The sequence below is a fragment of the Agromyces marinus genome, from assembly GCF_021442325.1.
GTDB lineage: Bacteria > Actinomycetota > Actinomycetes > Actinomycetales > Microbacteriaceae > Agromyces > Agromyces marinus.
Genome location: NZ_CP087879.1, coordinates 2,422,455 through 2,441,575 on the forward strand (window position 1 = coordinate 2,422,455; position 19,121 = coordinate 2,441,575).

Genomic DNA, 19,121 nt, shown 5'->3' on the forward strand with positions numbered 1-19,121 from the left:
TGCGCCGGACTCCTCATCGTTGGCCGAGGAGGGTCAGGACCGCGAGCACGCGGCGGTGGTGCTCGGGCGACTCCTCGAGGTCGAGCTTCTGCAGGATGCTGCGCACGTGGGTCTCGACGGTCTTGAGCCCGAGGAACAGGGTCTGCGCGATGCCGCCGTTCGAGTAGCCCTGCGCCATCAGCTCGAGCACGGATCGCTCGCGCTCGGTGAGCCGTGCGAGCGGGTCGTCGGCGCGCGTGCGCTGCACGAGTTGCTCGACGACCTCGGGGTCGACGACCGAGCCGCCGGATGCCACGGTCTGGACCGCGCGCACGAGGGTCTGCGGTTCCGAGACGCGTTCCTTCAGCAGGTACCCCGTGCCGCTGCCCGCGCCCATGACGCGCAGTGCGTACTCGGGGGTCGCGTACATCGACAGCAGCAGCACACCGAGCTCGTCGCCGTTCTGCCGGATGCGTTCGAGCGCGACGATGCCCTCGTCGCGATGCGTGGGGGGCATGCGGATGTCGAGGACCGCGACATCCGGTCGGAGGTCGGGGATCGCGGCGAGCAGTTCGTCGGCGGTGCCGACGGAGGCCACGACCTCGACGCCGCCCTCTTCGAGGACCTTCGCGATGCCCTCGCGGAGGAGCATCGCGTCATCCGCGATCGCCACCCGGAGCGCACGTTCCTCCGTGGCCTCGGTCATGATGACACCTCCGATCGAAGGCGTGCGACACCCCCGGACGTCCATGCGCCGCCTACCCGCGAGGATAGCGCGCATGCCGCCTGCGCCGGGGGTCCCCGTTGGGGGGACAGGGCCGTGCAGCGGATGGCGGGTCCGTGCCACGCTGTACCCCGGGGCCGGGCACCGCGAACCGCCCGGCCGGCCGAGGCGCGAGGTCCGCGCCGCCACCCGAGGAGCGACATGGCCCGCACGGAACCGCCCGCGTCATCCGCTGCCGCGACGACCACCGGGCGCCGCGTCCGCCTCGTCGTCGTCGGCGCCGACGAACGCGTCGACGAGGTCGTCGCACGCCATCCCGGCGCGAGCGAGTCCTTCAACCGGACCCTCCGCGTCGCGCTCGCGATGCGCGGCGGCGTGAGCCTGGCGGTGTGGATCGGCGGGGCGGTCGCCGAACTCGACCTGCTCCGTCGCATCCGCCTGTTCGACCTCGGTGACGAGACGCTCGCACTGGTGCCGGAGACGGCGGAGCGGCCGCTGTCCGAGCCCGTCCGGGCGCGGCTGCAGGCGTACGCGGAACTGCTCGACGCGGCGGGCTACGACCGCGTCGAGTTCGACCTGCTCGCGGGCGCGAGCGCCGGCGGCCTGAACGCGGTCGTCTACGCGGTCGCGCAGCGCGCGGGGACGGGCCTCGAGCGATTGCTCCGCACGTGGGGCCGGGTGGGCGGATTCTGGGGCCTGCTGCACCCGCCCGGACAACGGCGGATCCTCGGGCTCATGCAGGGCGAGGACTACTTCCGGGCCCAGACCTTCTTGGCGCTGCAGGAGATCTACGAGACCGAGGACCGGCACCCCGACCTCGTCGCGGAGTTCACCTCCGTCGACCTGTCGGCGACCGTCATCGACGGGGCCGACGAGTTCGAGGAGGGCGCGAACGAGGGCCGAGGGCACTTCCGTTTCGTCGGTAGCGACGACCACCCGCTCGACAACCGCGTGCCGGCTCGGGGCGCCCGCGGCACATCCGATGACGACGGCCGGCGCGAGGACGACCTCGTGAGCCTGTCCCGGATGGCGCTCGCCGCGCGGTCGACCTCGTCGCTGCCCGGGGGCTTCGAGCCCGCCCACGTGGACTCGTTCGGCGGCCGCGCCGGCACCGGCGACGAGGCTGAGGTGGCGGGCGGCCCGGGCATGCGGTTCGCGTTCGCCGCGCACCGCGAGCAGGCCGAGACGCCGTATCGCATCGTCGACGGCGCGGTCTTCGACAACGTGCCGATCGAGCGGGCGCTGCGTGCGGCGCGTTCGAGGGTCTCCGACCGGCGCGCGGACCGGGTCATGATGTTCCTCGACCCCGAGCCCGACCCGCCCGTCGGAGGACCGACGCGATGGGACCCGGACGCGTCGCGGTTCTTCCGCGCGGTCGCCTCCATGTTCCAGCGGCAGATGCGACGCGAGTCCGTCGCGGGCGAGGTCGCCGAACTCGAGCGGTTCAACGCGGCGCAGCAGATCGCGTCGGCGCGATTCGACAGCGCCGCGCCGCTCGTCGCGACCGCTCCGTGGACCGCCGAGGCCATCGGGCTGCGCCGCGACGCCTACCTGCGCGCCCTCGCGGCCGAACTCGCCGATCACCTCGCGGAGACCGTCTCGGCGCCGAGCCTGTGGCAGCTGCACTCGTCGCTGCCCTCCCGGCGCAGGTACCGGCCCATCCCCCTCGTTCGACTCGCCGGGCTCGCGGATGCCGCGGGGAAACGGTTCCGCGACGCGACGACGTCGGAGCGGGCGGCCCTGCTCCAGTCGCCGCTCGCGCTCGCCGACGCCGCGAACTGCGTGCTCGGCCTCGCTCGGGCGCTCGAGGCGATCCCCGCGGCGGCGGGGTCGCGACAGGGGTTCGCGTTCCGCGACGAGCGGAGGGCCGCGTACGCCGCCCTCACCGCCGCGATCGGTCGCCGCGACGAGCTCACCTCCGGCGTGCTCGAGGCGACCGATGCGTTCGCGCACGGGTCGCTCGCCGACCCGTCCGCCGCGGACCCGTCCGCCACGGACCTCGCCGCGTGGGTCGAACGTTGGGTCGCGGCATCCGTTCGGGTGCGCAACCGGGAGCACTGGGATGCGCTCGACCGCGCGGTGGCGCGGCTGCGCGTGGTCGCGCAGGGCGTCGAGCGCGACGTGGCTGCGGGCCGTCGGCCCCTCGACGAGGGGTGGGCGGGTTCGGCCTGGCGTCCGCTGGCGCAGGCGCCCCAGATGGCGGCGACCGACCTTCCGCCGCTCTACCACGCGGCCGGGATCCCGCCGGCGCTGTCGAACGTGCGGTACTGGCCGATCACGGTCGACGAGACGCCGGCCGTGCCCGAGCAGTTCAGCTCGCTCGTGGAGGACCGCAGGTTCTCGATCCTCGGACGCGTGGTGCGCCGTCCCGGCCTCAGCCCGGCGGAGGCCGCGACCGCCCTGGAGTCCGAGGCCGAGCCGCCGGCCCTGGACCGACAGTCCAAGCTCGCGGGGTACGGGTTCGGCAACTTCCTCGGCTTCCTCGCGCGCGACTGGCGCGTGAACGACTGGTGGTGGGGGCGCCTGGACGGCGCCGCGGGCATCGCCCGATTCTTCGCGTCGCTCGCGCCCGAGCAGGCACGGTCGACGGATGCCGCGGTGCGCCTGCTGCAGGACGCGGTGCTCGCCGAGGCCGACGACCCGCGGCTCGCGCACGAGCACCTCTCGCTGCTGGAGGCCGTACCGACGGGCACCGCGAGCCGGCCGGGCGAGGGGGGCGCCGAGGGGGTCGGCGAGGGCGTCGGCGAGGGCACCTCGGCCGTCCGGGACCCCGCGGCCGACCGGGACCCCGCGGCCGACCCGGATCCCGCGGCGGCGCGCCGAGCGCGCGTGCGCGCCGGCACGGACACGCTCGTGAACCTCGAGCCGTCCTACCGGTTCGCGATCGCGTCGCGCACGGCGCGCCTGCTCGACCGGGTCGTCGTGCAGCCCGTCAACCCGCTGACCCGCGTGTTCGCGCACGCGATCCTCGCCGTGCTGCGGCCCGTGCTCGTGGTCGTGCCCACGCTGTTCGACCCGCCGCGACTCGCGCTCGTCTCCGGGTTCGTCGCGGCGGTCGCATGGCTGCTCACGTGGGACGAGGTCCCGATCGAGTCGTGGTGGTGGTTCGCGGTCGCGGTCGCCTCCGCCGCGGTGGCGATCGCCGCGGTGGTCATCGGCGTCGCGAGTCGATTGCACCACTGGGCCGCCGTCGCGAAGGCCTCGGAGGAGCCGTGGCGCTCCCGGGCGACCGGTGCGCTGGGGCGAGCACGCGGGCCGGCGTGGTTCATGGGCGGCGTCGCGGTCGCGAGCGCGGTTCCGTTCTTCATCGCGATCGTCAGCGGCAACTTCCTGCTGATGGTCCTCTGCCTCGGCGTCATCGTCGTCCTGGGCGCGATCGCCGCCAGGCTGGCGACCACCGCTGCGCGTGCCCCCATCCCCGGGCGGCCCCGCCGCACCGTCGCGATGATCGCCGTGTTCGCGGTGTCCGGCGGGCTGCTGCCCGCGACCCAGCTCGCGTGGTCGTGGATCTCCGAGGATCCGCTGCCGAACGTGCTCGCGGTCCCCGAGGAGGCGAACTGGATCGTGCTCGCGGGCGGTGCGAGCGCGGTCGCGATCGCGTTGACGTTCGACTGGCTCGGCATCCGCTACCGGGCTCCGCTCGTCGGTCGCACGCGTCCGAAGCTCGCGTGGTACCGCCGGATCACCCTCGTGAACTGGCTGACCGTGACGTTCGCGTCGACCGGCGCCGGGCTGGCGGCCCTGTGGCTCGCCGCGGCGCTCACGACCGGGATCCAGCCGCTGCTGGCGGACACGATCGGCGCGACGGTGTTCGTGCTCGCCTGGGCGAACACGCTGTGGTGGATGCCGGAGGCGCTGCGGCGCCTGCCCGCGATGGACGACCGCGTCGATCGCGCACCGCTCGGCTGATGCGCCGGTGGGCCGCCGCACGCGATTCAGGACGATCGCGGGCTCTGTCGGCGTGTCGGCGGCCGACACGCCGACGGAACTCGAGATCGTCCTGAGCGGGCGGGGCGAGCGGATGCCGCAGTGCAGCGGATGCCGCGGGCTCGCGCCCGCGGCATCCGCTCGCTCGATCAGACCAGCGAGTCCCGCCAGGCCGCGTGCAGCGCCGCGAACCGGCCCGTACCCGAGATGAGCTCCTCGGGCGAGCCGTCCTCGACGATGCGGCCGTGCTCCATCACGAGCACGCGGTCCGCGATCGCGACGGTCGACAGGCGGTGCGCGATGATGACCGCGGTCCGGTCGGCGAGCAGCGTCTGCAGGCCCTCCTGCACGGCGCGTTCGCTCGGGATGTCGAGCGAACTGGTCGCCTCGTCGAGGATGAGCACGGCCGGGTCGGCGAGGAACGCGCGCGCGAACGAGATCAACTGCCGCTGGCCGGCCGAGACCCGCCCGCCGCGCTTGTTGACGTCGGTGTCGTAGCCGTTCGGCAGGCCCTCGATGAACTCGTGCGCACCGACCGCCTTCGCCGCCGCCACGATCTCGTCGAAGGATGCATCGGGCTTCCCGAGCGCGATGTTGTCGGCGACCGAGCCCGAGAACAGGTACGCCTCCTGTGTCACCATGACGATCGCCCGGCGCAGGTCCTTCGGGTGCAGCCGTCGCAGGTCGACGCCGTCGAGTTCGACGACCCCGTCGCTCGGGTCGTAGAAGCGCGAGATGAGCTTCGCGAGCGTCGACTTGCCCGCCCCGGTGGAGCCGACGAGCGCGACCGTCTGGCCGGCGGGGATGTCGAGGTCGAACCGCGGCAGCACGACGCGGTCGGCGGTGTAGGCGAACTCGACCGAGTCGAACCGCACCCGGCCGTCGGCGTTCCACAGGTCGACCGGCTTCGCCGGGTCGGGCACGCTCGGCTCCTCCTCGAGCACGCCCGAGATCTTCTCCAGGGCCGACGCAGCCGACTGGTAGGAGTTGTAGAACATCGACAGCTCCTCCATCGGGTCGAAGAAGCGCTTCGTGTAGAGCACCGCGGCCAGCAGCACGCCGACCTCGAGCGCGCCGTCGGCGACGCGGAACCCACCGACGAGCAGCACGGCAGCCACCGCGACGTACCCGAGGAAGGCGAGCGACGGGTTGTAGACCGCGAAGAGGCCCAGGGCGCGCGCGTTGACGTCGCGGTAGTCCTCGACGAGCTCGCCGAACACGCGCTCCCCGCGCCGCTCGGTGCGGAACGCCTGGACCGCACGGATGCCGGTCATGGTCTCGACGAACTGCACGATCAGCTTGGCGCTGGCGACCCGCGACCTGCGGAACAGCCGCTGCGAGCGCACCTGGAACCACCGCGTGAGCAGTGCGAGCGGCAGGATCGTGCCGAGCAGCAGCAGGCCCGAGTACCAGTCGAGCCAGACGAGCGCGATCGCGGTGAAGAGCATGTAGAGCACACCCTGCACGAGCTGGTTGATGCCCTCGTCCATGAGTTCCCGGATCGAGTCGAGGTCGCTCGTCTGGCGCGAGATGATGCGCCCGGACGTGTACGACTCGTGGAACTCGAGCGAGAGCTTCTGCGTGTGCAGGAACACCCGCGTCCGCAGGTCGATGAGCACGGCCTGGCTGGTGCGGGCGACGAGCCTGATGTACCACGCCATGAGGAAGGCCGCGACCGTGCCGGTGACCAGGTACGCCAGGCCGGCGAGCCCGATCGGCATCCAGTCCTGCGCGATCAGGGCCGGCAGGCCCTGGTCGATCCCGTAGGCGATGATCGCGGGCCCGGCGACCTGGGCGCCCGTCGAGACGACCACGACCGCCATCGTGAGCAGCAGCTGCGGGCGCAGCGGGCGCAGCAGCGAGCCGAGCAGGCGGCTGCTGCGTCGGCGGATCCAACGCGACTCGGCCTTGGTGTACTCGTCGCGTTCCTCGCCGCGGACTCCGGTCACGGTGTTCATCGGACCGCCTCCTCTCCCTGGGGTGCGGGCAGTTCGTCGTCGATGAGACCGCGCGTCTCCGTCCGCGCACGGCGCTCCTCGTCCTCGAGGCTCGAGAGCACGAACCGGTAGTGCTCGGATTCGCGCAGCAGCTCGGAGTGGGTGCCGACGGCGGTGATCCGCCCGCCCTCGAGCAGCGCGACGCGGTCGGCGAGCATGACGGTCGAGGGCCGGTGCGCGACGATGAGCGCGGTCGTGGATGCCAGCACGCTGCGCAGCTCAGCCTCGACCTTCGCCTCGGTCGCGACGTCGAGTGCCGACAGCGGGTCGTCGAGCACGAGCACCGCCGGGGCGGCGGCGACCGCGCGGGCGAGCGCCAATCGTTGCCGCTGCCCGCCCGAGAGGCTCATGCCCTCTTCGCCGACGGTCGTGTCGACGCCGTCGGGCAACCCGTAGGCGAACCCCGCCTGCGCGATGCGCAGCGCCTCGTCGAGTACGCGGGTCGCCTCGGCTGCGACGGCGGGGTCGGATGCCGCGTCGCCTGTGAGCTCCGGGCGCCCGAGCAGCACGTTCTCGCGGACCGACGCCGAGAACAGCGTCGCGTCCTCGAACGCCATCGCGATGTGGCGACGCAGTTCCTCGCGATCGAGCGCGCGGACGTCGACGCCGTCGAGTTCGACCGAGCCCGAGGTCACGTCGTAGAGCCGCGTGGTCAGGGCGGTCATCGTCGTCTTGCCGCACCCGGTGAGGCCGACCAGCGCCATCGTCTCGCCGGGCTCGAGCACGAGGTCGACGCCGTCGAGCAGGTCGCCGAATCGCTCGGGCGAGTCCTGGTAGCGGAAGTGGACGCCGCGGAAGGCGAGCTCGCCGCGCGGCCGTTCGAGGGAGACCGGGTGCTCCGGGTCGGTGATCTCGTTCTCGGAGTCCATGATGTCGAAGTACCGGTCGGTGGCGGTGCGCGCGTCGAGCGAGAACGCGAGCAGGAAGCCGATGGACTCGATCGGCCAGGCGAGCACGGCCGCCGTGGCGAAGAACGCGACGAGCTGGCCGACGCTCATCTGCCCCTGGGCCGCGAGTGCGACGCCGAGCACGAGGCAGATCGCGAGCGCGACCGCAGGGACGATGAGGATCCAGGCCCAGATGCCGGAGTCGAGCCGGGCCTTCTCGATCTCGGTCGAGCGCAGCTGCTCGGCGCGCGCGCGGAACGAGCTGAGCGCATGCGCGCCGCGCCCGAAGGCCTTGAGCACGCGGATGCCGTGCACCGACTCCTCGACGGCGGTCGCCAGGTCTCCGGACTGGTCCTGGCTGCGGCGGGACACCTCGGAGTATCGCCCTTCGAAGCGGTAGCCGACGATCCAGAGCGGGATGGAGCAGACGAGGAACACGAGGCCGAGCATCCAGTTCATCGAGATGAGGATGACGGCGCCGATGATGCTCACGAGCAGGTTGCCGATGAGCAGGACGAGGCCGAAGGCGAGCCAGCGTCGGATGAGCCCGAGGTCGCTGACGGCTCGCGAGAGCAGTTGGCCGCTCGGCCACCGGTCGTGGAAGCTGACCGGCAGGTCCTGCAGCTTGGCGTAGAGCGCGTCGCGCATGCGCGCCTCGACCCGCGTGGTCGGGCCGATCACGAGCCAGCGGCGCAGGGCGAACATGGCGGCCTCGGCCGTACCGAGCGCGAGGACGAGCAAGGAGAGCGGGAGGACCGCGGCCCGGTCGCCGCTCGCGAGCGGGCCGTCGACGATGGCTTCGAAGACGCGCGGGATGGTGAGCGCGATCGACTGCGCCACGAGGTACGCGAACATGCTCGCGATGATCATGGGCATCGCGGGCCCGACGTAGGCGCGCAGGCGCAGCAGCGCGCGCACGGTTCCGCGCCGGGGTCGAGGCGGGTGGAGCGTGGGATCGGTGGCGGTCACGCCGTGGTTCCTTCCGGGAGTGCGCGACGGGGCGCAGGACTGCGGACCGTCGTCGGGAGAACGCGAGGGGCGCGCTCGTCGGCGCGCGGAGCGCGGAGCGTGGGGCTCCGCGGAGAGATGCCGGATCGAGCCGGCGGACGGGACTTCGGCGCTAGTGCCGGGTCGCCGTGGCGGGCGCGTACGGCGGGACGAGCGCACCGAACGCCGCGACCGAATCGGCGGTGATACCGGTGTTCTGCATGTCGTCCTCCTACGTCGCGATCACAACCCGAGGCCGGCGGATCGTGTCCGCGCGGCCAGCCCTACAGCTTATTCCTGCGAGGACGCGTCTCGCAAGCCCGACACCACGGAGTACGCTGTCCGGATTCCGGCTCGCGCGGACGCGATCGCTTCACCGCGGGCCCGGCCCGGACACCCCGAGGAGGTCGCGTGGATGCGGCGCGCGCACTGGCGACGCGCTCGCGCGCGCGTGCGGGCGTGCTCGGGGGAATGCCGTCGTCGTCCTCCTGCTGACCGGCTTCCTCGGTACCGTGCTGGGCGTGCTGTCGTCGGCGCCCGCCTCGGGCGCTCGCAGCGCCATCGCCGCGGCCGGCGGCGCCGACGGCGCACTGCGCTGGCAGACCCCGCTCTCCGACGACGCCGGTGCCCAAGCGGATGCCGCGACGTCGGTGCTCGACCGATTCGTCGCGTCGCACGGCGCGACGTGGACCCGCACGGTCGTCACCCGCCCGGTGGATCGACACGTCGGACCGGACGCCGAACCCGCCGACCCCGTCGTTCTCATGGCCAACCCCGCTGCGCCCGCTCGATCGATCCTGGTCGACGGCACGTGGCCCGATGTCCCGGCCGCCGCGGGGGACGCTGCGGCGGTCGGCGCCGTTCCCGGAGCACTGCACGCGGACGCCGCGGCCGGGGCCGGGGTCGGGCCGGGAGACGTGCTCGAGCTCGACGGCATCCGGTGGTCGTCGTCGGAACCTGGGAAGCCACGGACCCGCGCGATCCCGCCTGGGCCGGTGACGCGATGATCGCCACGGGCACCGCGGACGGCGCGATCGGTCCGCTTCTGGTCGACGAGCCCGCACTGGTCGGAGCCGGCGCCCCGGCCACCGCTCGCTGGACCGCGACGGCGGGCTCCGCGGACGCCGACCCGGCGGAACTCTCCGCGCTGCGCGCGGACCTCCCGAGGGTCTCCCCCGCGCTCCGGAACGATCCCGCGTTCGACGCGCAGGGCCTCGTCGAGTCCGGTGGCCTGCCCGGCACGCTCGACCGCGTGGTCGGGGGCTCGAGGCGGCGGTCTCGCTCGCTCCGATGCCGATCCTGCTGCTCGGCGCCGCAGGACTCCTCGCACTCGTCCGCCTGGCCTCGCTGCTCGCCGTGCAGCGGCGTCGCGAGCACGTCCTGATGCTCGCGCGCGGCGCATCGGCGACGTCGCTCGCCCGCTCGGCCGCGATCGAGGGGTTCGCGGTCGCCGTTCCGGCGGCACTGGTCGGAGGCGGACTCGCGTTCCCGGCGCTCGCGACGCTCGCCCCGTCCACGCCGGCGGCAGTTCCTCGGCATCAGCGGCGGCCGCCGTGCTCGCGACCGTCCTGGCGCTCGCCGGCACGACGTGGGCCGACGCCCGGAGGCCGGTGGTGCGCGGCGCCGCCGACGAGACCGGGCGCGCGCGCCGGACCGTCGGTGCGGGCGTGCTCGTGGTGCTGGTCGTGCTCGCAGGTATCTCGCTTCAGCAGTTCCGACTCGCCGCCGCGTCGGCCTCGCCGTCATCCGGAGTCGGCCTGGACCCGATCGCGGCGCTCTCCCCCGTGCTCACCCTGCTCGCACTCGCGGTCGCCGGCGTGGCCCTGACCGGACCCGTCATGCGGGTCCTCGAACGTCGCACGTCCGCCGGCGCCGGCCTCGTCCCGTCCCGCCCGTCACGGCAGCTCGCGCGCAGGGCCCCCGTCTACGCCTCGGCGCTGCTGGTGCTCGCGTTCGCCACCGGCGGGCTCGTGCTCGCCGCATCGGTCGACGGCTCCTGGCGAGCGATCGACGGCGCAGCGGCCGCCGCCGCGGTCGGCGGCGACGCGCGCGTCGCCGTCGACGGCCCCGCGGTCACGGACGACCGTGCGGTCGGAACGGCCTCGGCGTCCACGACCGCGGATCCCGACGGCGCAGCGGCCGCCGCCCGTGTTCCGCGGCGAGGCGCGCATCGGTTCCGAGCCCGTCGACGTGCTGGCCATCCCGGTGGGCGATCTCCCGGCGGCCGCGCCCGGAGCGGGATCCGTGCTCAGCGCGGCGGTCCTCGATGCGCTCGGCGACGGCCCTCGCGGTGCGGCGCTCGAGGCGGGCCACCCGGTGCGCCTCGAGGTGTCGGTGACCGACCCGTCCGGTCCACGGCCCGGGCCGGCCCCGGCACGGCTGCACCCGCCGCGTCGCTGACGGTCTGGGTGCAGGGACCCGACGGTGTCGCGGTGCGGCACTCCGCGGGCGAGGTCGCACCCGGCGCGCCCACGACGGTCGAGACCTCGGCCATCCCGACCCCGGGCACGACGTTGCTCGGCGTCGAGGCGCAGCTGATCGGCACCGGCACCCTCGGGGTCGACGTCTCGATCGTCGGCACCGGTCTCGCTGGGACGGTCGAGGTGACCAGCCGCGAGCCGTCGGCGCGGGTGCCCGCGGTCGCCGCGGGCACTCCGCTGCCCGTGCTCGTCGACCGGCGACTTTCCGATCGCATCGCCGCCGTCCCGGGCGACGAGTTCGAGGTGCGCCTGCGGACCGGCGGCGCCGAGGCGACCGCACGGGTCGTCGTCGTCGTCGACGTCGTCCCGGCCGTGGAGCCCGGGGTCCTCATCGACCTCGGCGCGCTGACCGCGGCCGCGTTCGCAGACGGCGCCGGCGTGCCGGAGCCCACCGAGGTGTGGCTGTCGGGCGAGCGCGCCTCCGACGCCGCGAACGCGCTCGCCGGCACGCCCGGGTTCGGGACCGCGGTGCAGTCGCGCGACGCGGCATCCGGTTCCGACATCGTGCAGTCGGCCGTCACTGCGGTGTGGCTCGGGGCGATCGGCGCGGCGTTGTTCGCGCTCGTGGCGCTCGCCGGACTGGCGTCGGCTTCGGCGAGCACCCGTTCCGGCGAGGTCGCGGTCCTCCGGGCACTCGGTGCGACCGCCCGCATGCAGTCGCACGCTCGCAGGGACGAGCTCGTCGGACTCTCGGCGACCGCCGTCGTACTCGGCACGGCGATCGGCCTGCTCGTCGCGTGGCTCACCTCTGCCGACCTCGCACTCGCCGCGACACCCGACGCCGCGGCCGGGCTCGACGCCGTGCTCTCGCCGGCGTGGGTTCCGCTCGCCGTCGCGCTCGCCGGCCTCGCCGCCGGGTGTCTCATCATCGCGAGCGACGCCGCGCGCTCGGCCGCCGCACGCGCGTCGACCGCATTGCCCGGACAGGACGACGACTGACCCGATCGCGCACCGGCTCGGCTGGACTCCTGCTGCGACAGGTCGCCGCAGCGCCTCTGCCGTCGGTCCTGCTCGCCGCGCTCGTCTGCGTGGCCGCGCTGCTCGCGGTCGCAGCACCGCGTGCCGTCGCCGCCGTCCACACGCAGGCCCTGGCCGAACGCCTCGCCGAGCATCCGGCGTCGGAGCTCGACCTGACCACGACGACCCGCTTCGGCCCGGACCCCGGCCCGTCGACCCGCGGAACGACACTCCCAGACGACGTCGAGGCCGTCTGGGGCGGGCAGGAGGAGCGGATGGCCGACATCCGGGCCCTGCTCCCCGAGCCGCTTCGCGGTGCCACCGGCGACCCGATCTCGGTCGCCGTCGCCGGCCCGGTGAAGGCGAGCATCCCGAGTGCCGGGCCGGGCTCGCCGGTGTACCGCATCCAGCCCGGGTTCGATCCGCGCATGCGCGACCACCTCGAGCTCGTGGAGGGCGCCTGGCCGGCGCCGCTTCCCGGCCCGGTCCAGCAGTCGTTCGACGGGCCGATCGAGATCGTGCTCGCCGAATCCGCGGCGGGGTCGCTCGACTGGAGGCCCGGTGAGGTGCGCGTCGCGGAGTACCCGAACGGGGCACTCGACGTCCGGCTCTCGGGCACGGTGCGCGCCGCCGACGCGGACGACGGATTCTGGACGCACCTGCCCACCGCCCTGCGCGCGTCGGTCGTCGACAACGGCATCTCGCCGCCCGAGTACACCGCCGTCGCCTGGTTCGATCCGGCGTCCTGGCCGGCGTTCGCGCCGCAGGCGCTCGCGCTCGAGATGAGCGCATGGATCCCGATCGACACCCGGGCCGTGACCGCTGAGGACGCACCCGAGCTCGCGACGCAGCTCGGCGAGGTCGCGAGCGCCTCGTTCGCGCTCGGGCGCGGACAGTGGATCGAGGTCGAGCTGCCGGACGCGCCGCCCGGCTCCTTCCAGCCGTACGCGGCGATCGCGACCGTCGGCCAGGTCGCGTTCTCGAGCGGCATGCGCGACACCCTCGATGCTGCGGTCGCATCCGCGGCCGCGGTCGACGCCGTGCTCGCCATGATCGCGTCGGGTCCGATCGGCGTTGCGATCGCGGTCGTCGTCCTCGGCGCACGGGTCGTCTTCGAACGTCGGCGCGGAGGCCTCGAGCTGGCGGCCGCCCGCGGCGCCTCGCCCGCCAGGCTGCGCGGCGGCCTGCTCGCGGAGGGGCTCGCGGTCGGTATCCCCGCGTCAGGGATCGGGGCACTGCTCGCGGTGTCGGCCACCCCCGGCGCCTCGGGGGAGCACGGGTGGTGGATCGCCGTGCTGTTCGCCCTCGCACCGGCCGCGCTCCTCGTCGCTCGCGCGTCAGAACTCAGCCCGCTCCGGCGAGCGCGGGCCGACCTCGACGCTTCGGGCGGGCGGATCCGGGTCGTCGTCGAGGCGATCGTCATCCTGGTGGCGGCCGCCTCGTGCGCCCTCCTCCTGCAGCGTGCGGCGTCGGGCGCGGCGCCCACCGGCATCGATCCGCTGACCGCGGCCGCGCCCCTGCTGCTCGCCCTCGCGGCATGCGTGCTCGTGCTGCGGGCCTACCCGATCCCGCTGACGTTCCTCGTCGGGCGCATGGCGCGGCGCACCGGCCTCGTGCCGTTCCTCGGCGCGGCGCGAGCGCTGCGCGATCCGGCAGCGGGACTCGTGCCGGTGCTCGCCGTCGTGGTTGGCACGTCGGTCGCGGTCGCATCGACCGTGGTGCTCTCCACGCTCGACCACGGGATCCGGGCCACGAGCGAGCATCGCATCGGCGCCGATGTCGTGATCGCCGGCGGGCCGCTCACCGGCGATCAACTCGAGGCGATGTCCGCAACCGACGGCGTGGCGGCGCTCGCGCCGGTCTACGCCACGACCCCCCGTCGTCGAACTCCACGACGGTCGCGCGCAGGTCGGCGCTCCCGCCGTCAGCCCTGCGGGCGGGGGAACTGGTCCTGGAGGGTCGGGGCGACGAGCGGATGGCGTCGCAGTTCGCCGGGTCGCGGGCCCGCCCCGGAAACATCCGGCGGGGTGATGCCGAGTTCGAAGGCGGGCGAGTCAGCGAGTACGCGCAGGTCGCGGGATCCAGCGTCCACAAACCGCGGGTCGGCGGTGACCGAGTGCCGGTCGTGTCCGCGCTCGTGCCACGCGTCGTCGAGCGGCTGGGTCAGCTCGTACCGGACCGCGCCGTCGACGTCCGTCGTCTTCACGCCGTTCGCGGCGCGCACCGCCCCCGTGACGGGCCGCCCGTCCCAGAACAGGTTCAGGTCGCTCAGGATCGTGTAGTTGCGCACGTCGCGGTCGCCCTCGGTGCCCATGAAGCCAGGCGAGCCGTCGCCCACGACGATGTTGCGTTCGAACGTGAAGGAGACGTGGCTCTCGGGCCGCGTGATCGAGACCTGCCCGTGGCCGCCGTAGGCCCATACGTTGTTCCGGATCGTGACTTCGCGGCCGTAGTGGTGGTGGTACGCCTGGCTCGACACGTCGTGCACGACGTTGCCCTCGATCACGACGTAGGAGGATCCCTCGTCGAGGTAGATGCCCCAGCCGCCGTAGTTCGCGCACTGCACGTCGTGGATATGGTTGCCGAGCACGACCGTGCCGGGCGCGATCCCGAGCAGGTACACGCCGCCCATGTCGTTGAGCAGGCCCTGCCCGAGGTCGAAGACGTGGTTGCCCTCGATGCGGTTGCCCTGCGACGGGCTGTCGAGATAGTCCCACATCCAGCCGACCGAGATGCCGGTGTAGAAGAAGTCGCTGATTCGGTTGTGGGCGATGACGTTGTGCGAGCCGTGCTGGAAGAGCACGGCCACGCAGCTCGGATAGACCCGGCCGCCGCGGGTGATCTCGCAGTCGCTGACCTCGTTGGCGGAGTTGAACGCCTCCGAGGATGCGTCGACCGACCCGCCCGAGCGGATGGCGCCCGCACCGAGGTCGTCGAATCGCACGCCGCTGACGAGATTGCCGCGGCATCCGTCGCCGAACGAGACCCCGTAGCCGCCGACGCGCTCGACGGCGCCGCCGATGATCGCGCACGAGCGGGCGTAGGTGAACTGCACGGCGGCGGGGACCGTGCTCGCGGCCTGAACGTCGGCCGCGAATCGGCCGTCGGCCGGCAGCATCGGGTCCTCTCGGACCCCGAACGGCGGCACGGCCGCGGGCACCTCGTCGAAGTCGGCCTCGAGGAAGCGCACGCCCTCGAAGCGGATCCCCCGCACGGGCTTCTCGGGCGTGCCGGTCGCCCGGACGAACACGTCGAGCACCGGCATCCGCACCTCGAGGGTTGCGACATCTTCGCCGTCCCTCGGCGCGTACCTGATCACGGACCCGCCCTCGGCGCCGGCGTCGAGGTACCACTCGCCCGCGACCTGCCCGAACGCCTCGCCGACGTTGTCGAGGTAGTAGCGGGCGAAGTCGTTCGCAGCGTCATCGCGCAGCGCGAAGATGCTGCGCAGGCTGCTGACGATCTCGCGGCGCTCGGGGTCGATCGAGCGGATCGGCATCCGTTCCTGCACCCAGTAGTGCGGGACCACGACTTCGACCGCGGTCTCGTCGACCAGGTCGGGGAGGTCGCCCTCTCGGTAGCGGAACCGGTCCGCGCCGTCGAACAGGGTGCCGACGAAGCTTCCGTTCGGGTCGAGGCCCTCCTGCTCCTCGATCCGCAGGAACCCGTCGCGCGGGTGGCGCGGGCGGGGCGCGCGGCGGCCGTCGACGTACAGGCACCGGCCCTGCGCGCGCGGAGCGGGTGCGGCGAAGGCCGGCACGGTGTCGGCGCCGGCGGACTCGGTCCATCCGTCGATGCGGACCGACCCGCGCAACACCGGTGGCTCAGAGGGGTCGAGAGCTGCGAATGTCGTGAACGAATCGCCGGGTCCGAGTTCGAGGGTCTCCCGTACCGGGTACTCGCCCCCGGACATCCACACGACCGCCAGCTGGCCCGGCGCGCGGCGGCCGCGGACGAGTCGCATCGCCGTCTCGAGGTCGCGCGCCGGGTATCCGTGGGAGCCGTCGGCGAACGGGGATCCGTCGGGGCTGACATACACCTCGATACGGTCGGTCGACACGGCTATCCCTTCGTCGCGCCCGCCGTCACACCCGCGGTGATCTGGCGCTGGAAGATGATGTAGACCACCACGAGCGGCAGCACCACGAGCAGGATCCCGGCCAGGTAGGTCGGAATGTTGTCCGGGTACTGGCCGCGCAGGGCACTCACGCCGACCATGACCGTGCGGTTCTCGGGCGACTGCATGATCAGCAGCGCGATCAGGATGTCGTTCCAGCAGAACAGTGCGTTGAGGATGCCCATCGACAGCAGCGCCGGTCGGCCGAGCGGCAGCATGATCCGTCGCCACACGCCGAACAAGCCGTTGCCGTCGACGCGCGCGGCCTCGGTGATCTCCTTCGGGATCCCCGAATAGAAGGCGGTCATGAAGAACACCGTGAACGGCAGGAACTGCGAGACGTACGCCGCGATGAGTCCCGCGTAGGAGTCCATGATCCCGATGTCGCTGAGCACCTTGATGACCGGCACCATGATGACCTGGAAGGGGATCATCATGGTCGCGAGGATGATGAGGAACGTCACCCGGCTGCCGCGGAAGGTCAGGTGGCTGAGCGAGTACCCCGCCATCGAGGCCAGGAGCAGGATGAGCGCGACCGATATCACCGTGACGATGATCGAGTTGAGGTAGTACCGGCCCATGTCGGCCTGCACCCACGCGTCGACGTAGTTCGAGAACATCAACTCAGTCGTCGGGCCGAGTCGGTCGAGCACGTACTCGCGCCGGGACTTGAGCGAGATGTTGACCGCGTACACCATCGGATAGATGGTCGCGACGGCCAGGAGCATCATCGGGATCGCGAGGATCCAGCGCCCGAGCTTCTCCTTGCGCATCATGCCTCCTTGGTGGCGTGGCGCAGCACGCGGATCTGGATGAGGCCGATCACGAGGACCAGCAGGAGCAGGAAGACGGATGCCGCCGACGCGAGCGCCGGCCGGGCCTCGCCATTGAGCTTCCAGATGAGGAACTCCGGCAGGTAGGACGCCGTTCCGGGGCCGCCCGCGGTCATGGTGTACAGCAGGCCGAACAGCCCGGTGAGCATGCCGATCGTCGTGGTGACGAAGACAAAGGTGATCGTCTGCGAGAGCCCGGGAATGATCACGTGGACGATCGTCTGGCGCAGGTTCGCGCCGTCGATCCGGGCCGCCTCGAGGAGTTGGGTGTCGAGCGTGGAAAGTCCCGCGAGGAAGATCACCATGGCCATGCCGAAGGTGGCCCAGACGTGGACGCCGAGCACGCTCGGCAGGGCCGTGAGCGTCTGCCCGAGCCAATCGACCGTGGGCAGGCCGATGCTCGACGCTACGCCGTTGAGCGGGCCGTTGGCAGCGAGCACGATGTTGAAGATCGCACCGATGATGATCGGCGAGAGGACGACCGGGAGGAAGTAGACGCTGCGGTAGAACCGGTGACCGGGAACCTTGAGGAAGATGAAGGTCGCCAGCAGGCCAGCGACGAGGACCTCGATGGGCACGAACAAGAGCACCACCAGCACGTTCCGGGCGGATGCCAGGAAGCGCTCGTCCTCGAGGAGCGTGAGGTAGTTCTGGAAGCCGACGAAGACTCCGTTGAGCTCACGATCGCCCGTGAACGAGAAGTTGATGCCGAGCAGGAGCGGGTAGATCCGGAAGACGCCGAGGATCGCGAGGACCGGGAGGACCATCAGGAACGGAACGATGCGCTCGAGGGTCCAGCGCCGTCTCGGGGCGCGGTCGATACGGGTTCGGCCCGGAGCCCGATCCGCGAGGACCAGGCTCCGGGTCGAGGAGGTGTCGAGGGACATGTCAGCCTTCGCTTGCCGCCAGCTGACCGGCTGCGTCGTCGACCGTGACCTCGTTGATCAGCAGCTCCTGTCCGAGGCGGTGGAGCAGGTCGAGCGTCTCGCCCGACAGTGCCGTATGGAGGAGCGGCTTCGATCCGGGCAGCTCGCTCACGATGTCCTGGGCTGACTGAATGTCGGTGTCGAGCTCGATCGTCGTGTCGGAGGTGATCTGGCCACCTGCGAGGGAGTAGGCCGAGAGCGCGTCATGGTCGACGGTCGCACGGATCCAGTCCACGCCGAGGTCGAACTTGTCCTCGTTCAGGATGCCGTATCCGATGCCGCCCTCGGCGGGGAGCGCCAGGGTCGTGCCGTCGTTGACGGTGACGGGCATCATGAAGCCGAGGTCCTCGCCGAGGAACTCGTCGAACTGCTTCCAGTGCGCGATCCCGCTCGTGAGGCCGATGACCATGGCGGCCTGGCCGCCCGAGAAGAGGTCGAACGAGTCGTTGAACATGGCGGTCGAGTTCGCGCCGGCGTTGTACCAGCCGTCCTCGGAGGTCTGCTGCCAGAGCTCGAGGACCTGGCGGGCGTGCTCGCCCTCCCAATCGCGCTCTCCGTCGATCCAGGCGTCGTACTCCTCTGGCGTGAAGACGCCCGACGCGAATCCGGAGAGGAAGAACTCGATGCCGAGGCCCTCCTTGTTGCCGAGCGCGAAGCACGACACGTCGGTCTCGGCGAGGATCGACTCGCACGCCGTCGTGAGCTCGTCCCAGGTCGTCGGCGGGTTCTCGGCGTCGAGGCCGGCCTGCTCGAAGATGGCCTTGTTGTAGTAGATCGGGAAGCCCTGGAGGAACATCGGGGCGGAGTAGGTCTCGCCGCCGGCTTGGAACGCCGGCCAGCCCGCGAGGGTCTCCTCGAGGTCGGCGAGTTCCTCGGTGACGGGGAAAAGCATGTCGGCCCGCGATGCGAGCTGCGTGCCACCGTTGAACAGCGCCAGGTCGGGCGCTGTGCCCGCCTCGATCGCACTGCCGAGCAGCGTGTAGTACTGATCGAACGGCTGAGCGACGATCTCGACCTCGACATCGGGGTGCTTCTCGTTGAACGCCGCGATGACGTCGGTCTGGAAGGACTCGGCCGCCTCGTCGGAGTTGCCCCAGTTCCAAATGACGAGTTCGCCCGACTCCGCGCCACCGGAACTGCTGCCCGTGGTCGGCGCGGCACCGCCGCAACCCGTAAGTGCCAGCGCCGCGACCGCGCCGACGGCGACCGTGGTCATGATCCGCTTCATTGCGTTACCTCTCGTCCGTGATGGGAATGCCGGGCCCGCTGCAGGGGTCTGATGCTCGGCGTACTCTTGGTGGAGTAAA

Annotated in this window: 10 protein-coding genes; 3 read left to right on the forward strand and 7 right to left on the reverse strand. The window is 72.3% G+C overall.

Annotated features, from left to right (window positions below):
• Window positions 1-13: 13 nt before the first annotated feature.
• Window positions 14-685, reverse strand: coding sequence for a response regulator (locus tag DSM26151_RS11280; RefSeq protein ID WP_234659638.1), 672 nt, complete (start codon window positions 683-685; stop codon window positions 14-16).
• Between the two features lie 219 nt (window positions 686-904).
• Here DSM26151_RS11280 and DSM26151_RS11285 point away from each other — a divergent pair, with 219 nt between their 5' ends.
• Window positions 905-4,612 (forward strand): DUF3376 domain-containing protein, encoded by a 3,708-nt coding sequence (locus DSM26151_RS11285; RefSeq protein ID WP_234659639.1) that lies wholly within the window; start codon window positions 905-907, stop codon window positions 4,610-4,612.
• A gap of 167 nt (window positions 4,613-4,779) precedes the next feature.
• Here the strand turns inward: DSM26151_RS11285 and DSM26151_RS11290 are convergent, their stop codons facing one another.
• Together DSM26151_RS11290 and DSM26151_RS11295 are read right to left on the reverse strand one after the other, a co-directional pair.
• Window positions 4,780-6,588 (reverse strand): ABC transporter ATP-binding protein, encoded by a 1,809-nt coding sequence (locus DSM26151_RS11290; protein ID WP_234659640.1) that lies wholly within the window; start codon window positions 6,586-6,588, stop codon window positions 4,780-4,782.
• Window positions 6,585-8,390, reverse strand: coding sequence for an ABC transporter ATP-binding protein (locus tag DSM26151_RS11295; protein WP_234661882.1), 1,806 nt, complete (start codon window positions 8,388-8,390; stop codon window positions 6,585-6,587). The genes DSM26151_RS11290 and DSM26151_RS11295 overlap by 4 nt, the downstream gene beginning before the upstream one ends.
• A 632-nt stretch (window positions 8,391-9,022) precedes the next feature.
• Between DSM26151_RS11295 and DSM26151_RS11300 the strand changes: the two genes are divergently transcribed.
• Together DSM26151_RS11300 and DSM26151_RS11305 are read left to right on the forward strand one after the other, a co-directional pair.
• Window positions 9,023-9,508, forward strand: coding sequence for a hypothetical protein (locus DSM26151_RS11300; RefSeq protein WP_234659641.1), 486 nt, complete (start codon window positions 9,023-9,025; stop codon window positions 9,506-9,508).
• Window positions 9,509-10,054: 546 nt separating this feature from the next.
• On the forward strand, window positions 10,055-11,920 hold the full coding sequence (locus DSM26151_RS11305) for a hypothetical protein (RefSeq protein ID WP_234659642.1): 1,866 nt from the start codon (window positions 10,055-10,057) through the stop codon (window positions 11,918-11,920).
• A 1,942-nt stretch (window positions 11,921-13,862) separates the two neighbouring features.
• On the opposite strand, the gene DSM26151_RS11310 is transcribed toward DSM26151_RS11305, so the two are convergent.
• The 4 genes from DSM26151_RS11310 to DSM26151_RS11325 are packed head-to-tail and all read right to left on the reverse strand — an operon-like array spanning window position 13,863 to window position 19,030.
• Window positions 13,863-15,998 (reverse strand): right-handed parallel beta-helix repeat-containing protein, encoded by a 2,136-nt coding sequence (locus DSM26151_RS11310; protein ID WP_234659643.1) that lies wholly within the window; start codon window positions 15,996-15,998, stop codon window positions 13,863-13,865.
• 2 nt (window positions 15,999-16,000) lie between these two features.
• Complete coding sequence (locus DSM26151_RS11315; protein ID WP_234659644.1) at window positions 16,001-16,828, reverse strand: carbohydrate ABC transporter permease; 828 nt, start codon at window positions 16,826-16,828, stop codon at window positions 16,001-16,003.
• Window positions 16,828-17,775, reverse strand: a complete 948-nt coding sequence (locus DSM26151_RS11320) for a carbohydrate ABC transporter permease (protein ID WP_234659645.1) — start codon at window positions 17,773-17,775, stop codon at window positions 16,828-16,830. Before DSM26151_RS11320 ends, DSM26151_RS11315 begins: the two co-directional genes overlap by 1 nt.
• Before the next feature lies 1 nt (window position 17,776).
• The gene (locus DSM26151_RS11325) at window positions 17,777-19,030 is read right to left on the reverse strand and encodes an ABC transporter substrate-binding protein (protein ID WP_234659646.1); all 1,254 of its coding nucleotides are present in this window, start codon (window positions 19,028-19,030) and stop codon (window positions 17,777-17,779) included.
• Between the last annotated feature and the right edge of the window lie 91 nt (window positions 19,031-19,121).